Source organism: Streptomyces sp. NPDC004721 (genome assembly GCF_053601495.1).
In genome coordinates, this window is sequence record NZ_JBSGBZ010000020.1 from 94,430 (window position 1) to 121,141 (window position 26,712).

The following is a 26,712-nucleotide window of genomic DNA, read 5'->3' on the forward strand; positions in this document are numbered from 1 at the left end:
GCCCGTCATGAACCAGCCGCTCGCGGGTTACGCCCCCGCGCCCGTCACCGCCCGCATGGAGAACCACGGCAGCCACATGCTGAAGGTCGCCATGCAGACCGGGAACGACCTCTTCGCGCGCGTGGGCTCGATGGTCGCCTACGAAGGCTTCATCCAGTACGAGCCCAGCCCCTCGGCCGTGCGCCAGATCGCGCGCGACTGGGTCACCGGCGAGGGCGCCCCGCTGATGAAGTGCACCGGCGACGGACTGCTCTACCTCGCCGACTACGGAGCCAACGTCGTCGTCATCAACCTCGGCGGTGACGCGATCTCCGTCAACGCCACCAACCTGCTGGCCTTCGACGCCGGCCTGACCTGGGGCGTCGAGCGGGTCAAGGGGCTGGCGAAGTTCGCCGGGCAGGGCCTGTGGAACACCAGGATCTCCGGACAGGGCTGGGTGGCGCTGACCTCCCGGGGCGAGCCGATCGTCGTCGACTGCGGCGAGGGCGAGAACGAGACCTACGTCGATCCGGACGCCCTCGTCGCCTGGTCGCCGAACCTGAAGGTGAAGGGCAAGCGCAGCTTCAGGGCGCAGTCCCTGATCGGCCGGGGCAGCGGAGAGGCCTACCAGATGGCCTTCTCCGGTCAGGGCATCGTCGTCGTACAGCCCAGCGAGGACAGCACCGACCGCCTGCGGACGCGCGGCTGAGGGGGAGACAGGAGACCATGCAGAGCCCGCTTTTCGCCTTCAACGAAGCCCAGACGCAGGAGCGCTGGAGCCTGCAGAACAAGCAGATGCTGCGCGTCACCCTGGAGGGCCACGACGACATCCTCGCCCGCAAGGGCACGATGGTCGCCTACCAGGGCATGATCGAGTTCGACGCCGAGTACCAGACCCGCAGCCAGGCACGCACGCGCGCGTACACCGGCGAGGGCCTTGACCTGATGCGCTGCCACGGACAGGGCACGGTCTACCTCGCCAACCTCGCCCAGTACGTGCACATCATGGACGTCGAACAGGACGGCCTGACCGTCGACAGCAGCTATGTGCTGGCGATGGACTCCTCGCTGTACCACGAGGCCGTCGCCGTCGACAGCATGTACGGCATCTCCGGCTCGGGGAAGTACCAGCTGAACATCACCGGCCATGGCAGGGTCGCCCTGATGACCTCCGGCGCGCCGCTGCTGATGCAGGTGACGCCGGACAAGTACGTCAACTGCGACGCCGACGCGATCGTCGCCTGGTCCACCGGCCTGCGCGTACAGATGCAGGCCCAGACGCACTCCACCGGCGTGTGGCGGCGCCGCGGCAACACCGGCGAGGGCTGGGAGCTCAGCTTCATGGGCAGCGGCTACGCGCTCGTCCAGCCCAGCGAGCTGCTGCCGCCGCAGAACGCGGTGATCGGGCAGGGCCTCGCCGCGCAGTTCGGCATGGGGCAGCAGGGGGCGCGGGGACAGAACCAGGGGAACGTCTGGGGCTGAGCCGAGGCCACGGGCAGGGGCGACCACCACGGTGGTCGCCCCTCGCACGGTCGGAGCACGGTCAGAGCCGGGCGCGCGTCGCCTCCAGCAGGCGGACGACCGACTTGTCCGCCACGTCCGGCACGTCGTCGTAGGCGAACCAGCGCAGGTCCAGGGACTCGTCGCTGATGGCCGCGACCGCCCCGCTCGGCGCGAGCGCGGCGTACTGGACGTCGAGATGCCAGGCGCACGGCGTGTGGTGGCGGTCGAGGCGGACGGGACCGCCGGGCAGCAGGACCAGCCCCTCGATGCCCGACTCCTCGGTCGCCTCGCGCAGGGCGGCGTCCGCCAGCGTGGCGTCCTCCGGCTCGCAGTGGCCGCCCATCTGGAGCCACATGTGCATCTTCCGGTGGAGGGTCAGCAGCACCCGGCCGCGCTCCGGGTCGATCACCAGGGCGCTCGCCGTGATGTGCCCGTCCGCGCAGGCCTTCCACAGGCCGTCCGGACGCGTCCGCAGGTGCTCCAGGTAGAGCGGGCGCAGATCCTCCTGGTCCCCGTACTCGCGCAGGACGAGGACCGCGTCGTCGTGGAGGCTCACTCGGTGTTGTCGCCCTTGTCGTTCTCGGCGTCCTTGTCGGCTTCGGTGCTCTCGGTGTTCTCGGTCTTCTTGTGCAGGTCCGGCTTCGGAGCCGAACCGCCCGCCGCCTCGCCGAGCATCCTGTCCAGCTCGGAGAAGTCCATCTGCTCGCGGTGCACGAAGCCGTCCGGGTCGTCCAGGTCGGCGGCGGTGGGCAGCATGTCCGGGTGCGCCCACAGGCCGTCGCGGCCCTCCACCCCGCGCTCGTCGGTGAGCGAGGCCCACAGACGGGAGGCGTCCCGCAGCCGGCGCGGGCGCAGCTCCAGACCGATCAGCGTGGCGAACGTCTGCTCGGCCGGGCCGCCCGAGGCCCGGCGGCGGCGCAGCGTCTCGCGCAGCGCGTCGGCGGACGACAGGCGCGGCTTGGCCGCCGCGTGCACCACGGCGTCCACCCAGCCCTCGACGAGGGCCAGAGCGGTCTCCAGGCGGGCCAGGGCGGCCTTCTGCTCCGGGGTGTCCTCCGGCTGGAACATGCCCTGCTGGAGGGCGTCCTGCAACTGCTCGGGGTTCTGCGGGTCGAACTGGCCGACCACGTCCTCCAGCTTGGCGGTGTCGACCTTGATCCCGCGCGCGTACCCGTCGACCGCGCCGAACAGGTGCGAGCGCAGCCACGGCACATGCGAGAACAGTCGCTGGTGGGCGGCCTCGCGCAGGGCGAGGTACAGCCGCACCTCCTCCTTGGGCACGCCCAGGTCCTTGCCGAACGCCTCGATGTTCAACGGCAGCAGCGCGGCCCTGCCGGCCGGGCCGAGCGGCAGACCGATGTCGGTCGAGCCGACGACCTCGCCGGCCAGCACGCCGACGGCCTGGCCGATCTGCGTGCCGAACATGGCGCCGCCCATGGAGCGCATCATGCCGATCAGCGGGCCGGCCATGGCCTGCATCTCCTCCGGCAGCACGTCGCCCATGGCGGTGCCGACCCGCTCGGCGACCGGGTCGACGAGCTCCTGCCACGCCGGCAGGGTGGCCTCGACCCACTCCGCGCGGGACCACGCCACCGCGGAGCCGGCGCCGGACGGCAGGGACGTCACGTCGTCCAGCCACAGGTCGGCGAGCCGGACGGCGTCCTGGACCGCGGTGCGCTCGACGGGGCCGACGCTGGCGTCCTTGGTGCCGTCGGAGGTGCCCTGGGAGACCGTCTGGCGGGCGATCTGCTTGGCCATGTCCCAGTTCACCGGCCCGCCCTCGTAGGAGAGCATCTGGCCGAGCTGCTGGAACGCCGCGCCCAGGTCGGTGGGGTTCAGCGAACCGAACATGGCTGCGAGCGGATTGTCGGCGCCGGGCCCGCCAAAGCCTCCGGCTCCGGGCAGTCCGAAACCGAACGGGTTGGCCGGTCCCTGCTCACCGCCGCTCTGCTGGTCCTTCTTCTTGCCCTCGTCGCCGTCGTCCGGCTCCTCCGGCGGAAGGCCGAATCCGAATGGGGTGTCACTCACGGGGTTCCTCGGCTGGTAAGGCCACCGGTTCTCTCCGGCGGCGCGGCTGCCCGACAACACCACCCAGCGTAGACACCGCGAGCGGTTCGGGCCTCGGTGCTTCGCCGACGGAACGCCTGCGGCAGGATGGATGCCACCTGGTACGTACGCGTCATTCGCGCCCGTATGTGAAGACAACCGCTGGAGACGCCCGGTGAGTTCCCCAGATCCACAGGTTCGCGCAGCGCGAAACCACGAGAGCACTCCCGCCGCGCGCGGGCCCGTCGTCGCGGTCACCGGAGCCGCCCGCGGGATCGGCGCGCTGCTCACCGAGCGGCTGGCCGAGTCCGCCGAGGTCAGGCAGGTCATCGCCATCGACGAGCGGCGCGGGGAGTGCGCGGCGGCGCAGTGGCACATCCTCGACGTGCGGGATCCGGTGATCGCGGAGAAGCTGCGCGGCGCGGACGTCGTGGTGCATCTGGCGCTCGACCTCGACCTGGAGACCGATTCGGCCGCCCGGACGGCGTACAACGTCCGGGGGACGCAGACCGTGCTGACCGCGGCGGCGGCGGCCGGGGTGCACCGCGTGGTGCTGTGCACCTCCGCGATGGTCTACGGGGCGCTGCCCGACAACGAGCTGCCGCTGTCGGAGGACGCGGAGCTGCGGGCGACCGCCGAGGCGACCGGGGTCGGCGACCTGCTGGAGATCGAGCGGCTGGCGCGGCGCGCGCCGCGGGCGCACCCCGGGCTGAACGTCTCCGTGGTCCGGCCCGCGGTGCTGGTCGGCGGCACGGACACCGCTCTGACCAGGTACTTCGAGTCGCCGCGCCTGCTGGTCGTGGCCGGGTCGCGGCCCGCGTGGCAGTTCTGCCACGTGGAGGACCTGTGCAGCGCGCTGGAGTACGCCGTGCTGGAGAAGGTCGACGGGGAACTGGTCGTCGGGTGCGACGGATGGCTGGAGCAGGAGGAGGTCGAGGAGCTCAGCGGGATCCGCCGGATGGAGCTGCCGTCGGCGGTCGCGCTGGGGGCGGCGGCCCGCCTGCACCGGATCGGGCTCACGCCGTCTCCGGCGGGGGACCTGGCGTACACGATGTACCCGTGGGTGGTGAGCGGCAGCCGGCTGCACGACGCCGGGTGGCGGCCGCGGTGGACCAACGAGGAGGTCCTCGAGGCACTGCTGGAGGAGGTGTCCGGGCGGCACACGGTCGCCGGGCGGCGCCTGGGCCGCAAGGACGCGACGGCGGCGGGGGCGGCCGGGGCGACGGTGGCCCTGCTGGGCGCGGCGGCGGTGGTGCGGCGGGCCCGCAAGGCACGCCGGCGCTGAGAGACGGACCGCGGGGCCTTTCGGACGCGGCCCGTCCCCGCATGAGCAGTCCTTGTACGAGCCCCTGTACGAGGCACCCCCTGTAGGACACTCCGAACCCGCACGCGCGCGTGCGGGTGATCGCGCTATTCCCCGGCCTTCCGCGTGTGCGGCACGATGGACGCATGGCAGCCACCAACGATCATCCCGGCGAGTACGCCGCCGAGGACCCCATCAAGCTGATCGGCGTCAGGGAGACCCCGCTTTCCCTGGACGAGGTGTTCAAGGCGCTCGGGGACGACGCCGCCGGCGGGACCGCGCTGTTCGTGGGGACCGTGCGGAACCACGACGGGGGCGCGGGTGTCGACGCGCTCGGGTACTCCTGCCATCCCAGCGCGGAGGCGGAGATGCGCCGGGTCGCCGAGAAGGTCGCCGCCGGGTACCCCGTCCGGGCGCTGGCGGCCGTGCACCGTGTGGGGGACCTGAAGGTGGGGGACCTCGCCGTCGTCGTCGGGGTGTCGTGTCCGCACCGGGGCGAGGCCTTCGAGGCCTGCCGGAAGCTGATCGACGACCTCAAGCACGAGGTGCCGATCTGGAAGCACCAGAGGTTCTCGGACGGTACCGAGGAATGGGTCGGCGCCTAGCTCGGGAAGGGGTTCGCGCCTAGCTCGCCGACGCCCAGCTCGCCGGCGCCCGGCGCTCGGAGCCCCGTCGCCGCAGTTCCGGTTGCGTAACCGAACCCCTGCCGTGAGCGTTGTCAGTGCGGATGGTTAATCTGCTGATCAGTCAGTTGCTGTCGCTCATCTGGGGTTGGGAGGTCGGCATGGCGGCGCTCGCCTGGTTGCTGATTCCGTTTATGGCTGCGATAGGCGCCGGACTGTGGGGGAGCTGGGCGAACCGGACCCGCAGGGCGCGCAGCGACGGTCCCGAGCTGGACGGTTACGCCCGTTTCCGTGAGGCCATGGAGAGGTCCCACTCCGGTACATGAGCGTTCCGCCCTGACGGTGCGCTGACAGAACCGTCCCGTACTGTCGAGTCATGCCACGCCGCACCGCGACGATGCTCGCCTCCACCCTGATGCTGATCGCGCTCCTGTGTGCGGGAGTCCTGTTCCCCGTGCCGTATTCGGAGATGTCGCCGGGGCCGACGGTCAACACCTTGGGCGAGCACGGCGGCGAGCCGGTGCTGCAGATCTCCGGTCGCAAGACCTACCCGGCGGACGGCCATCTCAACATGACCACCGTCCGGGTCACCAGCGCCGACTACCGTATGAACCTCGTCGAGGCCGTCTACGGCTGGCTGGCGCACGACAGCAAGATCGTCCCGCACGACACGCTCTACCCCGACGGCAAGACGGAGGAGCAGTCGACCCAGGAGAACGCCGAGGAGTTCACCCTCTCCCAGGAGAGCGCCAAGGTCGCCGCACTGAAGGCACTCCGTATCCCGGTGCAGTCCTGGGTGATCGTCTCCACGGTCGTCAAGGACACCCCGGCGCAGGGCAGGCTGCACGCGGGCGATGTCATCAAGGCTGTCGACGGCACGCCGGTCAAGCAGCCCTCCGACGTCTCCAAGCTGGTCACCAAGCACGAGCCCGGGCAGAACGTGGTCTTCACGATCGTGCCGGCCAAGGAGCAGGCCGACGCCGCGAAGCAGCACAGGACGGCGACCGTCACCAAGGACGTCACCATCACGACCGCGCAGTCCGCCGACACCGGGGCCAAGCGGGCCATCGTCGGGATCTCCGCCGGGACCGATCACACGTTCCCGTTCACGATCGACATCAAGCTCGCCGACGTCGGTGGCCCGAGCGCGGGGCTGATGTTCGCGCTCGGCATCTACGACAAGCTCACGCCGGGCAGCCTGACCGGCGGGAAGTTCGTGGCCGGCACCGGGACGATAGACGATGACGGCAAGGTCGGCCCGATCGGCGGGATCGAGATGAAGACCGTCGGCGCGCGCAGCAAGGGTGCCCGGTTCTTCCTCACCCCCGCCGAGAACTGCGCGGCCGCCGCCAAGGACACCCCCTCGGGGCTCACTCTCGTCAAGGTGCACACGATGGGCGACGCGCTCACCGCACTGAAGGACATCCGCGGCGGCAAGACCGCCGATCTGCCGAAGTGCACGGCCAAGGGCTGACGGGCAGCGCCCCGGCCGTGTACCGGACGGATACCGAAGGGCGGCGGGCGGAGCTCAGTCCTCGAAGGTCGCGGCCAGGGCCTCGGCCAGCCCCGGCACCAGGTCGGCGCCGGTGAGAACCTCGGTGGCGGAGTCCTTCTCACGCAGGCGCAGGGCCGACTCGCGGGCGCCGTCGCGCAGGACCGCGACCGTCATGCGAACCTCCTGTCGCTCGGGGTGGCAGGCCACCCACTTCGCCAGCTTCGGCCCGTCCAGTCCCTGCGGGACCTGCGCCTCGGCGGACGGGGGCAGCATCAGGCGCTCCACGGTCAGCGCGCAGCCGGCCACCGCATCGGGCCAGGCGATGGTGGCGAGGAACTCGTCGAGGGGCCGGTCGGCCGGGACCTCGTCCTGCTCGACCGGGGTGAGACCGGAGGTCTCCTGCTCGTCCTCCAGGCCGAGCTGGGCCGCGAGGGCGGGTTCCTGGGTCCGCAGCCGCGCGGTGTCTACGAGGGCGAAGAGGCGAGCGGGCTGGTCCCAGCCGAGGCCGGAGGCGTACTCGTCGATTTCGAGTACCGCCCGGGTGAGCGGGTTCGCTGCCATGGGAGTGTTGGACATGGTCACAATCCTGCCTCGTTCCTGGGCGGAATCGGGAACCGAGTAAACGGTGAGTAAGTTGCATAGGTGTGGGCCCACGATTCCGGGGGCCCACCGTACGGTCCACGGACTCGGGGGCCTGACGCAACGAAACCGAACCAACAGCGACTTTCGAGGTGCACACCTTGGCTTTCCAGATGCCGGACCGCGGCGGAGGCCCGACAGGGCCGCGGATGAGAGTGGGCCGTCCGTCCCGGCGTGCCAGGACCCTGCTCATGACACTGGGCGTCCTCGCCGTCCTCGGCATGGTCTTCGCCATGTTCGCGGGCTTCTGGACGGACTGGCTGTGGTACCGGTCGGTGCATTACTCGTCCGTGTTCACGACCACACTGTGGACCAAGATCGGACTGTTCTTCGTCTTCGGCCTGCTGATGGCGGCCGCGGTCGGACTGAACGTCTGGCTGGCGCACCGGCTGCGGCCGCCGCTGAGCGCCATGTCGATGGAGCAGCAGAACCTCGACCGCTACCGGATGAGCATCGCGCCGTACAAGAAGTGGCTGCTGTGCGGCGTCACGGCGCTGGTCGGGCTGATCGCCGGTGCCTCCGCCGCGAGCGAGTGGCGGACCTGGCTGATGTGGGTCAACGGCGTGCCGTTCGGCAAGCAGGACCCGCAGTTCCACCTGGACGTCTCCTTCTACGCCTTCGACCTGCCCTGGTACCGCTTCCTGCTGGGCTTCGGCTTCGCCGCCACGATCCTGTCCCTGATCGCCGCGGTGCTCACCCACTACCTGTACGGCGGGCTGCGCGTCACCAGCCCCGGCGCGCGTGCCACGGCAGCGGCGACCGGGCACCTGTCGGTGCTCCTCGGCGTCTTCGTGACGCTGAAGGCGGTGGCCTACTGGCTCGACCGGTACGGACTGGCGGTGAAGTCCAGCGACTTCAAGGCGACCGGCAACTGGACGGGCCTGAGGTACGTCGACGCCAACGCCTATCTGCCGGCCAAGACGATCCTGTTCTGCATCGCCGTCATCTGCGCGGTGCTGTTCTTCGCCACCCTGTGGCGGCGCACGTGGCAGCTGCCGGTCATCGGCTTCGGCCTGATGGTGCTCTCGGCCATACTCATCGGCGGCCTGTACCCGGCGATCGTGCAGAAGTTCCAGGTCGAGCCGAACGAGCAGGCCAAGGAAGCCCCGTACGTCCAGAAGAACCTCAAGGCGACCCGTGAGGCGTACGGCATCGACGACTCCAAGGTCGCCGACTACGCGGGCACGAGCAGCACCCAGGACAAGGCGAAGCTGCGGGACGCCGCCGCCGACACGGCCAGTTACCGGCTGATGGACCCGAACATCGTCTCGCCGACGTTCGAGCAGCTCCAGCAGGTGCGCAACTACTACGGGTTCCCGTCCAACCTGGCCGTCGACCGGTACAAGACCAAGGACGGCAAGGTCCAGGACACCGTCATCGGCCTGCGCGAGCTGAACCTCGCCGGGATCCCGAAGAACAACTGGATCAACGACCACTTCCGCTACACCCACGGCTACGGCGTGGTCGCGGCCAAGGGCACCGAGGCCGACTCCGAGGGCCGCCCGGTGTTCACCGAGTACAACCTGCCGTCCACGGGCGACCTCCCGCGGTACGAGCAGCGGATCTACTACGGCGAGAAGACCAGCACCTACTCCATCGTCGGCGGTCCCCAGAAGGAGATCGACTACTCCGACGACACCGGTGAGAAGACCACCAGTTACAAGGGGAACAGCGGTGTCAGCCTCTCCAACCCGCTGAACCGGGCCGCGTACGCGATGGCGTTCAGCGAGCCGCAGATCCTCTACTCCGGCGCGATCGGCGACGGTTCGCGGATCCTGTACAACCGCACGCCCAAGCAGCGCGTCGAGGCGGTCGCCCCGTGGCTGACGATCGACGGCGTCTCGTACCCGGCGGTGGTCGACGGGCGCGTCCAGTGGATCGTCGACGCCTACACGACCACCAACGGCTATCCGTACTCCTCGCGCACCACCCTCGGGGACACGACGCTGGACTCGCTGACCGCCGCCAACAACCAGCGGGTGGTGGCCCAGCAGAACCAGGTCAACTACATCCGCAACTCGGTCAAGGCGACCGTCGACGCCTACACGGGCGAGGTCAAGCTGTACCAGTGGGACACCAAGGACCCGGTCCTGAAGACCTGGATGAAGGCGTTCCCGGGCACGGTCGAGCCGAAGAAGGACATCTCTCCGGAGCTGATGTCCCACATCCGGTATCCGCAGGACCTGTTCAAGGTGCAGCGCGAGCTGCTCACGCGCTACCACGTCACGGACGCGCAGACCTTCCTCAGCGGCAGCGAGGTGTGGCAGATCCCCAACGACCCGACCAACAAGTCGGGCGACGCGGTGCCGCCGTACTACCTGAGCCTCAAGATGCCCGGTGAGTCGTCCCAGACGTTCTCGCTGACGACGACGATGACGCCGAACGGCCGTGACAACCTGAGCGCGTTCATGACGGTCAACGCCGACGCGAACACGAGCGACTACGGCAAGATCAGCATCCTGAAGCTGCCCACGGGCAAGACGATCGACGGCCCGAAGCGGGTGCAGAGCCAGTTCAACTCCGAACCCTCCATCGCCGAGTCCATCCGGCTGCTGAAGGGCGGCGACTCGGAGGTCGAGTACGGCAACCTGCTGACGGTGCCGCTCGACGGCGGACTGCTCTACGTGGAGCCGGTCTACCTGCGCGGCGGCGGTCTCAAGTACCCGTTGCTGCGCAAGGTCCTGGTGACGTACGGCGGGAACACCGCGTTCGAGGACACGCTCGACAAGGCGCTCAACAAGGTCTTCGGCACGGAGGGTTCGACCACTGAGCCACCCGGTTCCGAGACCGGCGGCGGTGGCACCGGCAGCGGCAAGACCAACCCGCCGCAGTCGAACAACCCGACGGTCCAGGAGGCGCTGAAGGACGCCCAGAAGGCCTTCGACGACGGTCAGACCGCCCTGAAGAACGGCGACTGGCAGGCGTACGGCCAGGCGCAGAAGGACCTTCAGGACGCGCTGAAGCGGGCCGAGGACGCGCAGGCGCAGGCGGAGAAGGCCGGCGGCAGCGGCAAGCCCGCCGACGGCAAGACCACTGCCGGCAAGGGCGGCGCGAGCCCGGGTGCGAGCGCCGGTCCGACACCGGACAGCAGTCCGAGCGGTAGCCCGAGCGGGGGCTGATCGCTCCCCGTCGAGCCCAAGGGCCCGGATCCGTACTGCGGATCCGGGCCCTTCGCCGTGGGCGAACGCATGTGCCGACAGGCCCGGCGGCCGTGCCGCCGTGGGGAGTTGGGCGATCTGTGTTTGACTTGTCTCTCTGTGGGCATGTCGACAAAACGCTGAAGTGACCTCACTGGCTGGGGTATTGCAGATGTACCCGGGTTGCAGGTGGTGCGACGATGGACGTTATGGGGGACAAGGCAACTCTGTTCGAGACGGGGCGATTTGTGCAGGCTTCCGACTCCGAGGAGACCGGAGGCGAGACCCGGGACGAGTCCGTGGCGGCCGCCGACGAGGCCGCCGAGCTGGCGCGCCGTCGCCTCGCCGCCGAGGCGGGCGACGTCGAGGCCATGAGCGTCCTCGGGGCCATGCTGCTGCGCCGCGGTGATCTCGACGGAGCCGAACCCCATCTGCGCTCCGCCACCGCGGGCGGTGACCGCGCCGCGGCCAACAACCTGGGAGTACTGCTCCACCAGCGTGGATACGCCGACGAGGCCGCCGGGTGGTGGCGTATCGCCGCCGTCGCCGGCTCCGCGGCGGCCGCGCACGCGCTCGGGCGGCACCACCGCGAGCGCGGCGACGAGCCCGCCGCCGAATACTGGCTGCGCCAGTCCGCCGAGCAGGGGCACGTCCTCGGTGCCTACGTCCTCGCCGACCTGCTGGAGCACCGCGGCGACACCGGGGCCGAGCGCTGGATGCGGGTCGCCGCGGAGCGGGGGCACCGGGAGGCGGAGTACCGGCTGGCGCGGGCGCTGGACCGGCGGGCCGGGGGAAAGCCCGGCGGCGACGGGGCCGGGCTGATGGCGGAGGCCGAGCAGTGGTACCGCCAGGCCGCGGCGCGCGGGCACCGGCGGGCCGCCCTGCACCTGGGCGCCATCCTGGAGCGGCGCGGCGACCTCAAGGAGGCCGGCCGCTGGTACCTGACCTCCGCCAAGGACGGCGAGGCCAGGGCCGCCTGCGCGCTCGGGTTCCTGCTGCGGGACGCCGGTGACGCCGAGAACGCCGCCCTGTGGTGGCTGAGGGCCGCGCAGGACGGCGACGGCAACGCGGCGAACGCGCTGGGCGCGCTGCACGCCGAGCGCGGCGAGACGCAGACCGCCGAGCGGTGGTACCGGGCGGCGATGGACGCGGGCGACATCAACGGCGCCTACAACCTCGGGCTGCTCTGCGCCGAGCAGGGCCGTACCGCGCAGGCCGAGCAGTGGTACCGGCGCGCGGCCTACGCGGGGCACCGGGAGGCGTCGAACGCGCTGGCCGTCCTGCTGCTCCAGGGCGGCGACACCGGCGGTGCCGAGCCGTGGTTCTCCAAGGCGGCGGAGGCCGGGAGCGTCGACGCCGCGTTCAACCTGGGGATCCTCTACGCCGGACGGAACCTGGATGCCCAGGCCCTGAGGTGGTACGAGCGGGCGGCGGCGGCCGGGCACACGGAGGCCGCGTTGCAGGTGGGGATCGCCCGGCTGCGGGCGGGCGACGAGCGGGCGGCCGAGCGGCACCTGCGGTGCGCGGCCGGCGGCGGGAGCGCGGAGGCCGCGTACCGGCTGGCCACCGTGCTCGACGCCCGGTGCCCGTCGGCGCCCGCGCACGGGCTCGGGGAGCCGGCGATCCAGGAGAAGACCGAGTGCGAGGAGTGGTACGAGCGGGCGGCCGGCCAGGGGCACCGGCGCGCGCAGGTGCGGGTCGGGATGCTGGCCGCGGCTCGCGGGGACGTGGTCGAGGCGGCGCGGTGGTACCGCAGGGCGGCGGAGTCCGGGTCCCGCAACGGCGCGTTCAACCTGGGGCTGCTGCTCGCCCGGGAGGGCAGTGAGCCCGAGGCGGCCACGTGGTGGGCGCGGGCGGCCGACGCCGGGCACGGGCGGGCGGCGCTGCGGCTCGCCCTGGTGCACGCGCGGCGCGGCGAGCTGGCCGAGGGGCAGGGGTGGGCCGACCGGGCCGTGGCGCTGGGGCCGGCGGAGGTCGCCCAGCGGGCCGCGCGCCTGCGGGACGCGCTGCGCGAGGAGCTGTCGGCCTGACGTGGATCACCCGGCGTCGCCATAAGCGATTTGCTTCTTGGTCCGCCGGTCACGTAATGTTCCATTCATCGACGCGGGGTGGAGCAGCTCGGTAGCTCGCTGGGCTCATAACCCAGAGGTCGCAGGTTCAAATCCTGTCCCCGCTACTGAAGGCCGAGGGCCGGAATCCGATCAAGGATTCCGGCCCTCGGTGTTTCCGGAGGCGCTTCCGAGGACGGATCGCGAAAGAAGGACCCCCGGCACCGTCGAGGTGCCGGGGGTCCTTCTTTCGCGAGTGTGGCGGGTCAGGCCGCCGCGCAGTTCGGGCAGAGGCCGCGGTACGTGACCTCCACGTCCGAGACCGTGAAGCCGAAGCGCTCCGAGTCGGGCAGGTCGGCCAGCGGGTTGCCGCTCGGATGGACGTCGCGGATCGCGCCGCAGCCGGCGCAGACCAGGTGGTGGTGCGGCTGGTGCGCGTTGGGGTCGTACCGCTTGGCGCGCTTGTCCGTGGCGACTTCCAGGACCTCGCCGAGGGAGACCAGCTCGCCCAGCGTGTTGTAGACGGTCGCCCGGGAGATCTCGGGCAGCTTGGCGACAGCCCTGGCGTGGACCTCGTCGGCCGTCAGATGGACGTGTTCGCCGTCGAGGACCTCGGCCACCACGCGCCGCTGCGCGGTCATCCGCCATCCGCGTCCGCGCAGCCGTTCCAGAAGGTCACTCATACCGACCAGCCTAACAGCAAGGGGGAATAGTTCCCGAACCAGTGTGACTTTGGAGCTCCACTTGACTTGGACTAAGTCCATTGTAGGATCGAGACTGGCTTTGGCCAAGAGACAGGCACGATGGAAATGACCCAGGAGGCGACGTGACCCAGGGGCCGCTCACGACGGAGGCCGGTGCTCCGGTTGCCGACAACCAGAACAGCGAGACGGCGGGCGTCGGCGGCCCGGTGCTCGTCCAGGACCAGCTCCTGCTGGAGAAGCTCGCCCACTTCAACCGCGAGCGCATCCCGGAGCGCGTGGTGCACGCCCGTGGCGCCGGCGCCTACGGCACCTTCACGGTCACGGCCGACGTCACCCGGTACACGCGCGCCAAGTTCCTCTCCGAGGTCGGCAAGCAGACGGAGACCTTCCTCCGCTTCTCGACCGTGGCGGGCAACCTCGGCGCCGCCGACGCGGTCCGCGACCCGCGCGGCTTCGCGCTGAAGTTCTACACCGAAGAGGGCAACTACGACCTCGTCGGCAACAACACCCCGGTGTTCTTCATCAAGGACGCCATCAAGTTCCCCGACTTCATCCACACCCAGAAGCGCGACCCCTACACGGGCAGCCAGGAGGCGGACAACGTCTGGGACTTCTGGGGCCTGTCTCCTGAGTCGACGCACCAGGTGACCTGGCTGTTCGGCGACCGCGGCATCCCGGCGTCGTACCGGCACATGAACGGCTACGGCTCCCACACCTACCAGTGGAGCAACGAGGCCGGCGAGGTCTTCTGGGTCAAGTACCACTTCAAGACCGACCAGGGGATCAAGAACCTCACCGCCGAGGAGGCCGCAAGGCTCGCCGGTGAGGACCCCGACTCCCACCAGCGCGACCTGCGCGAGGCCATCGAGCGCGGCGAGTACCCGACCTGGACCGTGCAGGTGCAGATCATGCCGGCGGCCGACGCGGCGGCCTACCGCTTCAACCCGTTCGACCTCACCAAGGTGTGGCCGCACGAGGACTACCCGCCGATCGAGATCGGCAAGCTGGAACTCAACCGCAACCCGGAGAACATCTTCGCCGAGGTCGAGCAGTCGATCTTCAGCCCTGCCCACTTCGTGCCGGGCATCGGTCCCTCCCCGGACAAGATGCTCCAGGGCCGCCTCTTCGCGTACGGCGACGCGCACCGCTACCGCGTCGGCATCAACGCCGACCACCTGCCGGTGAACCGTCCGCACGCCACCGAGGCGCGCACCAACTCACGTGACGGCTACCTGTACGACGGGCGCCACAAGGGTGCGAAGAACTACGAGCCGAACAGCTTCGGCGGGCCGTTCCAGACGGACCGGCCGCTGTGGCAGCCCGTGCCGGTCTCCGGCGTCACCGGTGACCACGAGGCGGCGGTCCACGCCGAGGACAACGACTTCGTCCAGGCCGGCAACCTCTACCGCCTGATGTCGGACGAGGAGAAGGAGCGCCTGATCGGCAACCTGGCGGGCGCCATCTCGCAGGTCTCGCGCGAGGACATCGCCGAGCGCGCGATCGGCAACTTCCGTCAGGCGGACGGCGACTTCGGCAAGCGGCTGGAGGCCGCGGTCCAGGCCCTGCGCGGCTGATCTCCAGCGCTGGACCGCTTGTCGTGGACGGCGGGCCGGATCCCTTCGGGGGCCCGGCCCGCCGGCGGGCGTTCAGGCCGTGCCCGCACCCGCGGCCGCCACGTGCTGCCGGTCCGGCGCCCAGCAGCGGATGATGTCGCGGACCGAGACGATGCCCGCCGGCTCGTCGTGGTCCAGGACGATGAGGTGCCGGAAGCCGCCGCGGGTCATGGCCCGGGCCGCCTCCTCCAGGGTCCAGGACGGCGCGGCGAACACGACGTCCGTGGTGGTGTGCGCGTGTACGCGCTCCGTGTCCGGGTTCTGGCCCAGGCCCACGGAGTTGAGGACGTCGCGTTCGGTGAGGATGCCGATGCCGCCTGCGTCCGGGTCGTGGACGACGGCGGCGCCGACGTGGCGCGCGGACATCAGCGCCGCCGCCTGTCGGAGGGTGTGTGCGGGACCGATGGTGAGGACCACCGTGCTCATGGCGTCGCGGACGAGCATGGGATGGAGCCACCTCCTCGGGGAATCCGGCTGATGCGTGCCCGGCGCCGAAGGCGCCTGTGGATCACTGCACAAGTTCACAAGTGAGGGAACTCCCAGAGTCTCAGGCAAAGCGGGGGCCAACAAGGGGGCGTGCGCGGCCGGCCGAGGGCGTGCGCACGCGTTGCCTGTCGAGCGTCAGCGCTGGTTGAGATACCCCAGCATCTCGTCGTGCAGCAGCCCGTTGGACGCGGCGGCGTTGCCGCTGTGCGGACCGGGGCGGCCGTCGAGGCCGGTGAAGGTGCCGCCGGCCTCGGTCACGATGATCGCGTTCGCGGCCATGTCCCACAGGGACAGCTCCGGCTCGGCGCAGAAGTCGATCGAGCCCTCGGCGACCATCATGTACGGCCAGAAGTCGCCGTAGGCGCGGGTGCGCCAGACCGCGCGGGTCAGGTCCAGGAAGCCGTCCAGCCGGCCCCGCTCCTCCCAGCCGCCGAGCGAGGAGTACGAGAAGGAGGCGTCGGCTAGTTCCGCCACGCGGGACACCTGGAGCCTGCTCGCCTGCGCCAGGCTGCGGCCCGTGAAGGCGCCGTGGCCCTTGGCGGCCCACCAGCGGCGGCCCAGGGCGGGGGCGGAGACGACGCCCACGACGGGCTGGTAGCCACCCGCGCCGGCCTCCATCAGGGAGATGAGAGTGGCCCAGACCGGGACGCCGCGCACGTAGTTCTTGGTGCCGTCGATCGGGTCGACGACCCAGCGGCGGGGGCCGGTGCCCTCGATGCCGTACTCCTCGCCGAGGACCGCGTCGCGGGGGCGGGCGCGTTGCAACTGGCCGCGGATGAGCTCTTCCGCCGCCTTGTCCGCTTCGCTGACCGGGGTCATGTCCGGCTTTGTCTCGACCTTGAGGTCGAGGGCCTTGAAACGGTCCATGGTCGCGGCGTCGGCGGCGTCCGCGAGGACGTGGGCCAGGCGCAGGTCGTCGAGGTAGTCCGGCATGCGAGAACCGTATCCGTCCGGGGCGACACGGGGCTACGGGGGGCCGGGTGGCCCGGTGTGCGGAAGTGCCGCGCGGCGCGGGTGCGGCGCCCGCGGTGGTGCGCACATGCTGTCACGGACCCTTGACAGTGCGTTCGGGGGCGTCAAATCTGGGCGCAGAGCCGCTCGCCCCAGGGAGGCGATGATGCCTGCAGCGCGGGAATCCCTGCTGGACGCCGCCTACACGGCGCTGACACGGCGGCCGTGGTCCGCGGTACGGATGGTCGACGTGGCCGCGGCGGCCGGGGTCTCCCGGCAGACGCTGTACAACGAGTTCGGCAGCAAGGAGGGGTTCGCGCGGGCCCTGGTCAGGCGAGAGGCGGACGGCTATCTCGCCGGGGTCGAACGGGCCCTGACCGTCCCCGCCGACCCGCGCGAGCGGCTCATCGCCGCCGCCGAGTGGACCGTGTCCGCCGCCCGGGACAACGCGCTGGTGAAGGCGATGCTCACCGGCTGCTGGAGCGGACGGCTGCCCTCGCCGACGCTGTCGGCGGTGCCGTCCTCCAGCGCGGTTCCGGCCCAGCGCCGGGCCGACGGCCCGCTGCCGTCGCCCGGCGACTTCGTGGCGATCGTCCGCGACCGGGCCGTGACCCTGCTCTCCGCCCCCGGCACGCCCAGGGCGGACACCGCCGAACTGGCCCGCGCCTGCGAGCTGGTGATCCGCCTCGCCCTGTCGTGCGTGGCGGCGCCGCCGGGCCAGGGCGGGGTCGCCGAACTGGTACGCGGCGCGCTCCCGCGCCAACCGGCCTGACCCGCCCGCTCTCCGCGCCGTCGCGTCAGTGCGTGGAGCCGGACAACTGGAGCCCGATCACCCCGATGATGACCAGGCTGATCGAGACGATCTTCAGCGTGGAGACCAGGTCGCCGAGGAAGACCATGCCGTAGATCGCCGTCCCCGCCGCGCCGATGCCGGTCCACACCGCGTACGCGGGGCCCACGTCGAGCTTCTTCAGGGACAGGGTGAGCAGACCGAAACTGCCCAGGGCGAAGCAGCAGAAGGCGATGGTCGGCCAGAGCCGCGTGAAGCCGTGCGACAGCTTCAGGCACACGGCGAAGCCGGTCTCGAGCAACCCGGCAACGATGACCAGCAGCCACGCCATGTGCTGTCCTCCCGTGGGTCCGCATGCCGTGACCGCTTGGTCGTGCTTGGGGCAGGTCATGATCCGGCTCCGTGCGATTATGCACTTGCCGGACCGCACCGCACCCAAACAACGCGGAGGTCAGTCGCCTTCCTTGCGCTCCCGCGTGGCCAGTAGCCGGCGCAGCGAGTACAGCCGGGCCGGGTCCGCGTGCCCCTCGGCGACCCACGTGTCCAGCGCGCAGTCCGGCTCGTCGTGGCTGCACGCGCGCGGGCAGCCCTCGGTGCCCGGTTCCAGGTCGGGGAAGGCGTGGATGACCCGGGACGGATCGACGTGCGCGAGCCCGAACGACCGTACCCCGGGGGTGTCCACGACCCAGCCGGCCGCGCCCGCCAGCGGCAGCGCGAGCGCGGAGGTGGTGGTGTGCCGGCCCCGGCCGGTCACCGCGTTCACAAGTCCCGTCACCCGCCGCCGCTCCGTCGGCACCAGCGCGTTGACGAGTGTCGTCTTGCCCACGCCGGAGTGGCCGACGAACGCCGTGACCTTCCCGTCGAGATGCTCGCGCACCCGGTCCGCGGCGGCGCCGGCGTCCAGCTCCGCGCGGCTGGTGACGACGTAGGGGATGTCCAGATCCCCGTACAGCTCCAGGAGTTTGTCCGGCGGCGCCAGGTCCGACTTCGTCAGGACCAGCAGCGGCTCCAGACCGCCGTCGTACGCCGCCACCAGGCAGCGGTCGATCAGCCGGGGACGCGGCTCGGGGTCGGCCAGCGCGGTGACGATGGCCAGTTGGTCGGCGTTCGCGACGACCACGCGCTCATAGGGGTCGTCGTCGTCCGCGGTGCGGCGCAGGACCGAGGCGCGCTCCTCGATGCGGACGATGCGCGCGAGGGTGTCCTTCGTTCCGGAGAGGTCACCGACCAGGGCCACCCGGTCGCCCACGACGGCGGCCTTGCGGCCGAGTTCTCGGGCCTTCATCGCGACGATCGGGCGGTCGTCGACGAGGCACGTCAGCCGTCCCCGGTCGACGGTGAGGACCATGCCCTCGGCGGCGTCCTCGTGCTTGGGGCGGATGTTCGTGCGCGGCCGGTTGCCCCTGCGGTTGGGGCGGCTGCGGATGTCGTCCTCGTCGGTGTGCTTGCCGTAGCGGCGCATGGCGTGATCCCCGCGTCCCTACGCCCCGAGCATCCCGGTCCACAGATCGGGGAAGTCCGGCAGTGTCTTCGCCGTCGTCGCCACGTTCTCGATCTGCACGCCCTCGACCGCCAGGCCGATGATCGCGCCGGCCGTCGCCATGCGGTGGTCGTCGTAGGTGTGGAAGACCCCACCGTGCAGGGGGCGCGGGCGGATGCGCAGGCCGTCGGCCGTCTCGGTCACGTCACCGCCGAGCTCGTTGATCTCCTTGGTCAGCGCGGCCAGGCGGTCGGTCTCGTGCAGCCGCAGATGGGCCACGCCCCGCAGGGTCGACGGCGAGTCCGCGAGCGCGGCGACGGCCGCGATGCCCGGGGTCAGCTCGCCGACCTCGCCGAGGTCCACGTCGATGCCGTGCACGGCACCCGAACCGGTGAACACGAGGCCGTAGTCGGTGAGTTCGCAGGAACCACCCATCTCGGTGAAGATCTGCCGCAGCCGGTCACCCGGCTGGGTCGTCCGGGCCGGCCAGTCGGGGACGACGACCTTGCCGCCGGTCACCAGCGCCGCCGCGAGGAAGGGCTGGGCGTTGGACAGGTCGGGTTCCACGACCAGGTCCCGGCCGAGCAGGGCGCCCGGGGTGACCCGCCAGACGTTCGGCTCGCCGCCCGACTCGGGGGTGTCCACCTGGGCGCCGACCGCCCGCAGCATGTCGACCGTCATCCGGATGTGCGGCAGCGACGGCAGCGACGACCCGGTGTGCCGGACCTCCACGCCCTGGTTGAAGCGTGGTCCGGACAGCAGCAGGGCACTGACGAACTGGGACGAGGAGGAGGCGTCGATCTCGACCGGCCCGCCGTCCAGCGCGCCGCTGCCGTGCACGGTCATCGGCAGCGCGCCGCGGCCGTCGTCGTCGATCCGGGCGCCGAGGACGCGCAGCGCGTCGATGACGCCGTCCAGCGGGCGCTCGTACGACCGCGGGTCGCCGTCGAAGCGGATGGGGCCGTCGGCCAGCGCGGCGACCGGCGGCAGGAAGCGCATCACCGTGCCCGCGTTGCCGACGTCGACCGTGGCCGGGCCGTGCAGCCCCGCGGGGATCACCCGCCAGGCCTCCCCGGTGCCGTCCGGCCCCACGCCCTCGTCGATGCCGACGCCCATGGCCCGCAGCGCGCCGGCCATCAGCAGCGTGTCGCGGGAGCGCAGCGGGCGCCGCAGCCAGCCCGGCTCGGAGGCGAGGGCGGCGAGCACCAGGGCACGGTTGGTGACGGACTTCGACCCCGGCACGTGGACCGTCGCGTCGACGGCTCCGCTCGCGTGCGGGGCGGGCCAGAGGGCGGTGTGCGCGGGGTTCGGGGCCATGGTCCCCACCTTAATGGGCGGCCGTGGTTCGGGTACGGCCGCGTAGTCGCTGGTCGCGCCCCACTGCGGAGCCGCACACCGGCATGCTCGCACGCCCCTCGGAGCCCGTCGCCGCCTTCCCGCCCGCCCGGCGACGAGGGAGGCCGGAGGGACCGCCTCACCCCGCCAGCAGCCACCGCCCGCCGCCGATCAGCGAGCACAGCGACACCGCGTGGAACAGGAACAGCCACAGCGCCGCCGGGACGTGCGTCAACCGCGACAACTGGTCCGCGTCCGAGTCCCCGGCGCCGCCGCGCGCCCGCTTGGCCTGGAGCTCGAAGGCCGGGCGCACCCCGCCGAGCAGCAGGAACCACACCACCGCGTACGCGAACGCGGCCTGCACCTGGGGCCCGGTCAGCCAGGACACCAGCAGGAACGTGCCGCCGGTGAGGAGCACGGTGAGCGCCCCGTAGGCGTTGCGGATCATCACCAGCATCGCCACCAGCAGCGCCGTGGCCACCCACAGCAGCAGCGTGATGCGACCGGTGGCGAGCAGGGCCGCGCCGCCCAGGCCCAGCAGCGGGGGAGCGGTGTAGCCGGCCGCCGCCGTGAGGATCATGCCGATGCCGTGCGGCTTGCCCCGGCTGACGGTCAGGCCGCTGGTGTCGGAGTGCAGGCGTATGCCGGTCAGCGTCCGTCCGGTGAGCAGCGCCACCAGCCCGTGCCCGCCCTCGTGCGCGATGGTGATCGCGTTGCGCGAGACGCGCCACAGGCCGTGCGGGACGACCACCGCGAGCGCGGCGGCCGCGGTGATGAGCACCACCCACAGGTCGGGGTCGGGCTGGGTGCCGACGAGCCGGTCCCAGAGATCGGGCAGCGCGGTGGCGGCGAGGCTGTCCATGTTTCCGAGTGGCTCCCTGTACGTGTGCGCGGTCTGGCAGTGTTGCACGTATGTGCGGACGGTATGCAGCGAGTCGCGGCCCCGAGGATCTCGCCGGAGTCTTCGAGGTCCAGAAGTGGGACCCGGAGGAGACCCTGGAGCCCGACTACAACGTGGCTCCGACCAAGGAGGTCCACGTCGTCCTGGACCGTCCCTTGAAGGACGCCGACGACCGCCGCCCGGTTCGCCAGCTGCGGAAGCTGAGGTGGGGGCTCGTCCCGTCCTGGTCGAAGTCCCCCGAGGGCGCCGCCCGGATGATCAACGCGCGCGCGGAGACCGTGCACGAGAAGCCGTCGTACCGCCGCGCCTTCGCCGCCCGGCGCTGTGTCGTGCCCGCCGACGGCTACTACGAGTGGGTCACCGGCACTCAGGAGCGGGATCTGGAGGTCGAGGGCAGGCGCAAGCGGCCGCGCAAGCAGCCCTACTTCGTGACCCCGGCGGACGGATCGGTCTTCGCGATGGCCGGGCTCTACGAGTTCTGGCGGGACCGGACACTGCCCGACGACCACCCGCGGGCCTGGTGGGCGACCTGCTCGGTGATCACCACGGACGCCGAGCGGACCCCGCTGGCAGTGGCCCCGGCCGAGGGGCCGGGCTCGCTGGCCGACATCCACCCCCGGATGCCGCTGATGCTGACCCCGGACCGCTGGGACGCCTGGCTGGACCCGGCCCGCACCGACCCGGACGACCTGCGCGCGCTGCTCACCCCGCCGCCGCCCGGCCTGATGCGCGCCTACGCGGTGTCCACGGCCGTCAGCAACGTCCGCAACAACGGACCGGAGCTGCTCGAGGAGCTCGCGGCACCGGAAGAAGGCACACTCTTCTGAGGTGAGCGACGTGAGCGACGTGAGTGACCTGAGTGACGTGAGCGACGCGGGTGACGCGGCCGACGGGAACGACATGAGCGACGTGAGCGAGATCGTCGAGACGGAAGCGGGCGCGGCCCGGATCACCTGGCACCGGGCCCACGGGGCACGTCTGGTGCTCGCCGTGAGCCACGGAGCCGGCGGCGGCGTCGAGTCCCGCGACCTCCAGGCCCTGGCGCGCACACTCCCCGGGCACGGGGTCACCGTCGCACTGGTCGAGCAGCCCTGGCGGGTGGCCGGCAAGAAGGTGGCGCCCGCGCCGCGGACGCTGGACGCGGGCTGGCGCGGCCTGTGGCCCGCCGTCACCGGGCCGGGGCTGCCGGTGGTCGCCGGCGGCCGGAGCGCCGGGGCACGCGTCGCCTGCCGTACGGCGGCCGAGCTGGGCGCGCACGCCGTGCTCGCCCTCAGCTTCCCGCTGCACCCGCCGGGCAGGCCCGAGAAGTCCCGTGCCGACGAGCTGCTCGGCGCGGGGGTGCCCACGCTCGTCGTCCAGGGCGGCAACGACCCGTTCGGCAGGCCCGGGGAGTTCCCGGAGGGTCCCTACCGGCTCGTCGAGGTGCCGTACGGCGATCACGGCTTCGTCGTGCCGAAGCGGGCGGGGATCACGCAGGACCAGGTCCTGGAGATCATCACCGAGGGCGTCACCCAGTGGATCGCGTCACTCCCGTGACTCCCGGGAATGCCTGGCGGACCGCCGCTGTTGAGCCGGTCAGTAGTGCCGCTCTGCGGCGCCGAGGCCACACGAGAGGAAGTCCGCCGCATGGGTTCGACCGTTTGCCCGAGCCGCAGCAGCCGTACTGACCTGGACTGGACGGTGCTGCACGCGGCGAGGACCGCTCCTGTTCGAGCGGCGGCAGGCACGGCTCGTCGTCTATCCTCCGATTCGAGTGGAACCGCATTCGGTGCCACGACGTCGCTTGAGGAGGTGGGTCCGGTTCCCGGTACCGACGCAGGGACCGACAACGGCCAGGCGGAGCAGCCCGAGGGCCGGGGCACGGGCGTGGGCGCATCCGCGGAGTCGACGGCCGCACGCAGCGCGCGCTTCGAGCGGGACGCGCTGGAATTCCTCGACCAGATGTACTCGGCCGCCCTGCGCATGACGCGCAACCCGGCCGACGCCGAGGACCTGGTGCAGGAGACGTATGCCAAGGCGTACGCGTCCTTCCACCAGTTCCGCGAGGGCACCAACCTCAAGGCGTGGCTGTACCGGATCCTCACCAACACCTTCATCAACTCCTACCGCAAGAAGCAGCGCGAGCCGCAGCGCAGTGCCGCCGAGGAGATCGAGGACTGGCAGCTCGCCCGTGCCGAGTCGCACATGTCGACCGGTCTGCGCTCCGCAGAGTCGCAGGCGCTCGACCACCTGCCCGACTCGGACGTGAAGGAAGCGCTCCAGGCGATCCCCGAGGAATTCCGCATCGCCGTCTACCTCGCGGACGTAGAAGGCTTTGCGTACAAGGAGATCGCGGACATCATGGGGACACCCATCGGGACGGTGATGTCCCGGCTGCACCGGGGTCGCCGTCAACTCCGCGGCATGCTCGAGGACTACGCCCGCGAGCGCGGACTGGTCCCGGCCGGCGCCGGAGAGTCGAACGAAGCGAAAGGCTCGGGCTCATGAGCTGCGGAGACCCGCACGAGACGGACTGCAGTGAGGTACTCGACCACCTCTACGAGTTCCTCGACAGTGAGATGCCGGACGTCGATCGCACCAAGTTCGAGCACCACTTCGAGGAGTGCTCGCCGTGCCTCGAGAAGTACGGCCTGGAGCAGGCCGTGAAGAAGCTGGTCAAGCGGTGCTGCGGGCATGACGACGTCCCCGCCGACCTGCGCGCCAAGGTCATGGGGCGGCTCGATCTGATCCGCTCCGGCCAGGCCGTCCCCGAGCACGACGTGACCGCGGCACCGGTGACTCCGCAGGAGTCCTGACCCGCCGCGCGCGGACGCCCGCGCGGCGCCCCGCCGGCCCCGGCGCTCGCACAGACGCCGGACGCGCCTCGGACATGCGTGCGGACCCGCTTCGGGCACCCACCCGGACGCTCTTCACCCGAACGTGCTAATCCCCGGGTCTTCGGCCCGTGGACTCCCGGCTGTGCGCCCTACGCTCCCACCCTGGACAGGCATGACGGGGGAGGGGCGGCATGGAGGCGGTTCCACCGCGGGCCCGTGCGTACGTCGCCTGTACCGTCCTCGGCGCTCTGGCCTGTCTGCTGCCGCTGCCGGTGACGCCCACCCCCTGGTGGGCGGTCGCCCTGCTCACCACGGTGTACGCCGGGTGCCGGCAGTTCGCCCGGCTCGGCTTCGCCGGACCCTTCTACCCCGTACTGCTCGCGGCGGTGTTCCTGCTGCCGCCGCCCGCCGCCGCGCTCGTCCCGCTGCCCGGTGTCCTGCTCGCCCGCGCCGGACGGCGGCCCGAGGGGCTGCGCCGGATCTGGCGGGCCGCGCAGCTCGCCCTCGCGGTGTGGGCGGCCGCCCGGGTGCACGGGGCGCTGGGCGGCCGGGACGCCGTCGGCGGGTGCGACTTCCCCTATGTCCTCCTTCCCGCGGGTGCCGCCGTGCTCGCCTTCTGCCTGGTGCTGACGGCGCTGGACGGCGGGGTCCTCGCGCTCGCCGAGCACGTGCCGGTACGGCGGGCCTGGCAGGAGCTGTTCGCCCGGTCGCCGGCGCCCATCGCGGTGCACGGGCTCGCGGGGCTGATGATGGCCGTGCTGTGGCTCAGCCCCTACGGTCCGGTCGCCGCGCTGCTCGTGCTGCTGCCGATGTGCGTGTCCGGCTGGGTGTACGCCCAGTACCACCGGGAGCGGTCCGCGCACCGGGCCACCATCCGCGCGCTGGTGCAGGCCGTCGACATCAAGGACGGCTACACGCGCGGGCACAGCGAGCGGGTGGGGCAGGCCTCCATGCTGATCGCGCGCGAGCTCGGCATGGACGACGAGCGGGTCGAGGTGCTGCGGTTCGCGGGCATCCTGCACGACGTGGGCAAGCTGGGCGTCCCCACCCGGCTGCTGCGCAAGGACGGGCCGCTGACCCCCGAGGAGCGGCGCGTGATCGAGCTGCACCCCGAGTACGGGCACGAGATGGTGCGCGGGATCTCCTTCCTGGGCGAGGCGCGCTCGGCGATCCTGCACCACCACGAACGGCTCGACGGGGGCGGCTACCCGTACGGACTGACGGGTGGTCAGATCCCGGAGAGCGCACGCGTGGTGGCCGTCGCGGACGCCTTCGACGCGATGACGTCCACCCGGTCCTACCGGCGGGCCCGGCCGGTGCCCGCCGCGCTGGCGGAGCTGGAGCGCTGCGCGGGCAGCCAGTTCGACCCGCGGATGGTCACGGCGCTGGTCCGGGCCCTGGACCGGTACGGCTGGCACCCGGCGGTCACCGCGCAGGACGGTACGCCCGTCGCCCCGCCGGCACCGTTCCGTGCCGTCCCCGGCACCACGGGCCCGACGGCGGCGGCTCTCGGCGGCGCGGAGGACGCGCCCGTCGTACCGGCGGCGCGGGACGCCCCCGAGGACGGCGGCCCCGGCGGCGCCCCGGGGCGGTCCGCGGGCGGCCGGCCGGAAGCCCGTCGATGAGCCGGTCCCTCCTGCTGCTCCTCATCCGCGGCTCGGCGGTCCTGGTCGCCCTGCTGTCCCTCGCCGTCACCCTGTGGACCGGCCTCGAGGAGCGCGGGGCCGCCCTCGCCTTCGGGCTGCTGGTCCTCGTCGGCGAGCTGACCCGGTGGACCGGGTCCGAGGCCCGGGAGGCCGCGCCGCTCGGCGCCGCCGGGGCGCTGTCGTACGCCCTGCTGGGCGAGGACGCCGGCCTGCCCAGCCACCACGGCGCCTTCCAGGTCGTCGCCGTGGTGCTCGCCGCCTGTCTTCTGGGCGGTGTGCCGCACATCGCGCGTGGGTGCGGGCGGACGCTCGACCACCTGGTGCGGCGGATCCTCACCGTCGCCTTCGCCGCCGTCTGCTTCCAACCCCTTTATGGCAAAGGGGTGTTCCGGGGGTGGGTCGGTCCGGCGTACGCCCTGCTGCTGCTCGCTCTCCTGGTGCTCACCGCGCTGTGCGGCGCCGTGCTCGCCGCCGTACAGGCGCACTGCCGCACCCGGTGGCCGTTCGGCCCGCTGCTGCGGGAGGAACTGCGAAGCCTGCTCGGGATCGGCTCGGCGGTGTGCGCGACCGGCGCGGTCATGGCCCTCGCCGTCGCCGTGGCCGGACTGTGGGCACTGCCCGTGTTCTCGCTGCCGCTGCTGCTCACCCAGCTGTCCCTCAGACGGTACGCGGCCGTGCGGAGGACCTATCGGCAGACCATCGCCTCCCTGGCCCGGGCCACCGAGGTCGCCGGGTACACCCCGGCCGGGCACGCCCGGCGGGTGGCCGCGCTCAGCCGGGCCGTGGGCCGGGACCTGGGCCTGACCGAACCGGAGCTGACCGTCCTGGAGCACGCGGCCCTGATGCACGACATCGGGCAGCTCAGCCTGGTCGACCCGGTGCCCGCCGGGGCCACCGCGGGGCTGCCCGCCGAGGAGCAGCGGCGGATCGCGCTGCTCGGCGGGGCCGTGGTGCGGCAGACCGGGGTCGACGCCCGGGTCGCGGTGGTGGTGGAGCGGCAGGCCGACCCCTGCCGGGAGCAGCCGCTGCCCGCGCGGATCGTGCGGGCGGTCAACGCCTACGAGGAGAAGGCGCGCGACGCCGGGCCCGGCGGACCGCTCACGGCCCTGGAGGAACTGCGGCTGGCGGGGGCCGGCGCGTACGCCCCCGAGGTGGTGGAGTCACTGGGCCGGGTGCTGTCGCGGGGCCGCCTGATCCTTCCCGCCGAGGGGTAACCC

Annotated in this window: 25 protein-coding genes and 1 tRNA gene; 16 read left to right on the plus strand and 10 right to left on the minus strand. The window is 71.9% G+C overall.

All coding sequences use genetic code 11. From position 1 onward, the window contains the following. Window positions 1-7 precede the first annotated feature (7 nt). Window positions 8-688: an AIM24 family protein gene (locus ACWEK3_RS20225; RefSeq protein WP_361414431.1), complete on the plus strand. Its 681-nt coding sequence runs from the start codon at window positions 8-10 to the stop codon at window positions 686-688. Window positions 689-705: 17 nt separating this feature from the next. Then, window positions 706-1,461: an AIM24 family protein gene (locus ACWEK3_RS20230; RefSeq protein WP_390725018.1), complete on the plus strand. Its 756-nt coding sequence runs from the start codon at window positions 706-708 to the stop codon at window positions 1,459-1,461. Between the two features lie 61 nt (window positions 1,462-1,522). On the opposite strand, the gene ACWEK3_RS20235 is transcribed toward ACWEK3_RS20230, so the two are convergent. Next, a complete protein-coding gene (locus tag ACWEK3_RS20235; protein ID WP_453250250.1) occupies window positions 1,523-2,038 on the minus strand; it encodes an NUDIX hydrolase in 516 nt (171 codons plus the stop codon). Beyond that, window positions 2,035-3,510, minus strand: a complete 1,476-nt coding sequence (locus tag ACWEK3_RS20240; RefSeq protein ID WP_453250251.1) for a zinc-dependent metalloprotease — start codon at window positions 3,508-3,510, stop codon at window positions 2,035-2,037. Before ACWEK3_RS20240 ends, ACWEK3_RS20235 begins: the two co-directional genes overlap by 4 nt. A gap of 193 nt (window positions 3,511-3,703) precedes the next feature. On the opposite strand from ACWEK3_RS20240, the gene ACWEK3_RS20245 reads away from it, so the two are divergent. The 3 genes from ACWEK3_RS20245 (at window position 3,704) to ACWEK3_RS20255 (ending at window position 6,928) form a co-directional block, all read left to right on the plus strand. Beyond that, complete coding sequence (locus ACWEK3_RS20245) at window positions 3,704-4,813, plus strand: SDR family oxidoreductase (protein ID WP_365424865.1); 1,110 nt, start codon at window positions 3,704-3,706, stop codon at window positions 4,811-4,813. 164 nt (window positions 4,814-4,977) lie between these two features. Next, window positions 4,978-5,436 (plus strand): molybdenum cofactor biosynthesis protein MoaE, encoded by a 459-nt coding sequence (locus ACWEK3_RS20250; RefSeq protein ID WP_384092214.1) that lies wholly within the window; start codon window positions 4,978-4,980, stop codon window positions 5,434-5,436. A gap of 394 nt (window positions 5,437-5,830) precedes the next feature. Beyond that, window positions 5,831-6,928 (plus strand): YlbL family protein, encoded by a 1,098-nt coding sequence (locus ACWEK3_RS20255; protein ID WP_450543071.1) that lies wholly within the window; start codon window positions 5,831-5,833, stop codon window positions 6,926-6,928. 54 nt (window positions 6,929-6,982) lie between these two features. Here the strand turns inward: ACWEK3_RS20255 and ACWEK3_RS20260 are convergent, their stop codons facing one another. Next, window positions 6,983-7,525 carry a PPA1309 family protein gene (locus ACWEK3_RS20260; protein ID WP_453250252.1) on the minus strand — a complete coding sequence of 181 codons (543 nt, stop codon included), beginning with the start codon at window positions 7,523-7,525 and terminating at the stop codon, window positions 6,983-6,985. A 176-nt stretch (window positions 7,526-7,701) separates the two neighbouring features. Between ACWEK3_RS20260 and ACWEK3_RS20265 the strand changes: the two genes are divergently transcribed. The 3 genes from ACWEK3_RS20265 to ACWEK3_RS20275 all read left to right on the plus strand — a co-directional run bounded on the left by ACWEK3_RS20265 (window position 7,702) and on the right by ACWEK3_RS20275 (window position 12,901). Beyond that, window positions 7,702-10,707 (plus strand): UPF0182 family membrane protein, encoded by a 3,006-nt coding sequence (locus ACWEK3_RS20265; protein WP_450543075.1) that lies wholly within the window; start codon window positions 7,702-7,704, stop codon window positions 10,705-10,707. Window positions 10,708-10,925: 218 nt separating this feature from the next. Further along, on the plus strand, window positions 10,926-12,755 hold the full coding sequence (locus tag ACWEK3_RS20270) for a tetratricopeptide repeat protein (protein WP_453250253.1): 1,830 nt from the start codon (window positions 10,926-10,928) through the stop codon (window positions 12,753-12,755). Between the two features lie 72 nt (window positions 12,756-12,827). After that, window positions 12,828-12,901, plus strand: a tRNA-Met gene (locus ACWEK3_RS20275). Window positions 12,902-13,039: 138 nt separating this feature from the next. Here ACWEK3_RS20275 and ACWEK3_RS20280 read toward each other — a convergent pair. Next, window positions 13,040-13,456 carry a Fur family transcriptional regulator gene (locus ACWEK3_RS20280; RefSeq protein WP_141358564.1) on the minus strand — a complete coding sequence of 139 codons (417 nt, stop codon included), beginning with the start codon at window positions 13,454-13,456 and terminating at the stop codon, window positions 13,040-13,042. A gap of 143 nt (window positions 13,457-13,599) precedes the next feature. Between ACWEK3_RS20280 and ACWEK3_RS20285 the strand changes: the two genes are divergently transcribed. Then, a complete protein-coding gene (locus ACWEK3_RS20285; RefSeq protein WP_453250254.1) occupies window positions 13,600-15,051 on the plus strand; it encodes a catalase in 1,452 nt (483 codons plus the stop codon). A 72-nt stretch (window positions 15,052-15,123) separates the two neighbouring features. On the opposite strand, the gene ACWEK3_RS20290 is transcribed toward ACWEK3_RS20285, so the two are convergent. After that, the gene (locus ACWEK3_RS20290; RefSeq protein WP_450543751.1) at window positions 15,124-15,534 is read right to left on the minus strand and encodes a CBS domain-containing protein; all 411 of its coding nucleotides are present in this window, start codon (window positions 15,532-15,534) and stop codon (window positions 15,124-15,126) included. Window positions 15,535-15,711: 177 nt separating this feature from the next. Then, the gene (gene hisN, locus ACWEK3_RS20295) at window positions 15,712-16,509 is read right to left on the minus strand and encodes a histidinol-phosphatase (protein WP_361414457.1); all 798 of its coding nucleotides are present in this window, start codon (window positions 16,507-16,509) and stop codon (window positions 15,712-15,714) included. Between the two features lie 181 nt (window positions 16,510-16,690). Here hisN and ACWEK3_RS20300 point away from each other — a divergent pair, with 181 nt between their 5' ends. Next, the gene (locus ACWEK3_RS20300) at window positions 16,691-17,299 is read left to right on the plus strand and encodes a TetR/AcrR family transcriptional regulator (RefSeq protein ID WP_450543753.1); all 609 of its coding nucleotides are present in this window, start codon (window positions 16,691-16,693) and stop codon (window positions 17,297-17,299) included. Window positions 17,300-17,324: 25 nt separating this feature from the next. On the opposite strand, the gene ACWEK3_RS20305 is transcribed toward ACWEK3_RS20300, so the two are convergent. The 4 genes from ACWEK3_RS20305 to ACWEK3_RS20320 form a co-directional block, all read right to left on the minus strand. Continuing rightward, window positions 17,325-17,648, minus strand: a complete 324-nt coding sequence (locus ACWEK3_RS20305; RefSeq protein WP_361414461.1) for a DMT family transporter — start codon at window positions 17,646-17,648, stop codon at window positions 17,325-17,327. Window positions 17,649-17,768: 120 nt separating this feature from the next. After that, a complete protein-coding gene (rsgA, locus tag ACWEK3_RS20310) occupies window positions 17,769-18,779 on the minus strand; it encodes a ribosome small subunit-dependent GTPase A (RefSeq protein WP_450543755.1) in 1,011 nt (336 codons plus the stop codon). Between the two features lie 18 nt (window positions 18,780-18,797). Beyond that, window positions 18,798-20,114, minus strand: coding sequence for a 3-phosphoshikimate 1-carboxyvinyltransferase (gene aroA / locus ACWEK3_RS20315; protein ID WP_450543757.1), 1,317 nt, complete (start codon window positions 20,112-20,114; stop codon window positions 18,798-18,800). Window positions 20,115-20,271: 157 nt separating this feature from the next. After that, entirely contained in the window at window positions 20,272-20,994 is a 723-nt protein-coding gene (locus ACWEK3_RS20320) for a M50 family metallopeptidase (protein WP_450543759.1), read from the minus strand. A gap of 50 nt (window positions 20,995-21,044) precedes the next feature. On the opposite strand from ACWEK3_RS20320, the gene ACWEK3_RS20325 reads away from it, so the two are divergent. From ACWEK3_RS20325 to ACWEK3_RS20350, 6 genes are all read left to right on the plus strand, one after another. Further along, window positions 21,045-21,860 carry an SOS response-associated peptidase gene (locus tag ACWEK3_RS20325; protein ID WP_450543761.1) on the plus strand — a complete coding sequence of 272 codons (816 nt, stop codon included), beginning with the start codon at window positions 21,045-21,047 and terminating at the stop codon, window positions 21,858-21,860. A gap of 73 nt (window positions 21,861-21,933) precedes the next feature. Then, window positions 21,934-22,569, plus strand: coding sequence for an alpha/beta hydrolase family protein (locus tag ACWEK3_RS20330; protein ID WP_450543805.1), 636 nt, complete (start codon window positions 21,934-21,936; stop codon window positions 22,567-22,569). 255 nt (window positions 22,570-22,824) lie between these two features. Beyond that, window positions 22,825-23,520, plus strand: coding sequence for an RNA polymerase sigma factor SigR (gene sigR, locus ACWEK3_RS20335; protein ID WP_361414471.1), 696 nt, complete (start codon window positions 22,825-22,827; stop codon window positions 23,518-23,520). Continuing rightward, on the plus strand, window positions 23,517-23,828 hold the full coding sequence (rsrA, locus tag ACWEK3_RS20340; RefSeq protein WP_361414473.1) for a mycothiol system anti-sigma-R factor: 312 nt from the start codon (window positions 23,517-23,519) through the stop codon (window positions 23,826-23,828). Before sigR ends, rsrA begins: the two co-directional genes overlap by 4 nt. A gap of 212 nt (window positions 23,829-24,040) precedes the next feature. Beyond that, window positions 24,041-25,474: an HD-GYP domain-containing protein gene (locus ACWEK3_RS20345; RefSeq protein WP_453250255.1), complete on the plus strand. Its 1,434-nt coding sequence runs from the start codon at window positions 24,041-24,043 to the stop codon at window positions 25,472-25,474. After that, on the plus strand, window positions 25,471-26,709 hold the full coding sequence (locus ACWEK3_RS20350; protein WP_453250256.1) for an HD-GYP domain-containing protein: 1,239 nt from the start codon (window positions 25,471-25,473) through the stop codon (window positions 26,707-26,709). The genes ACWEK3_RS20345 and ACWEK3_RS20350 overlap by 4 nt, the downstream gene beginning before the upstream one ends. Window positions 26,710-26,712: the final 3 nt, after the last annotated feature.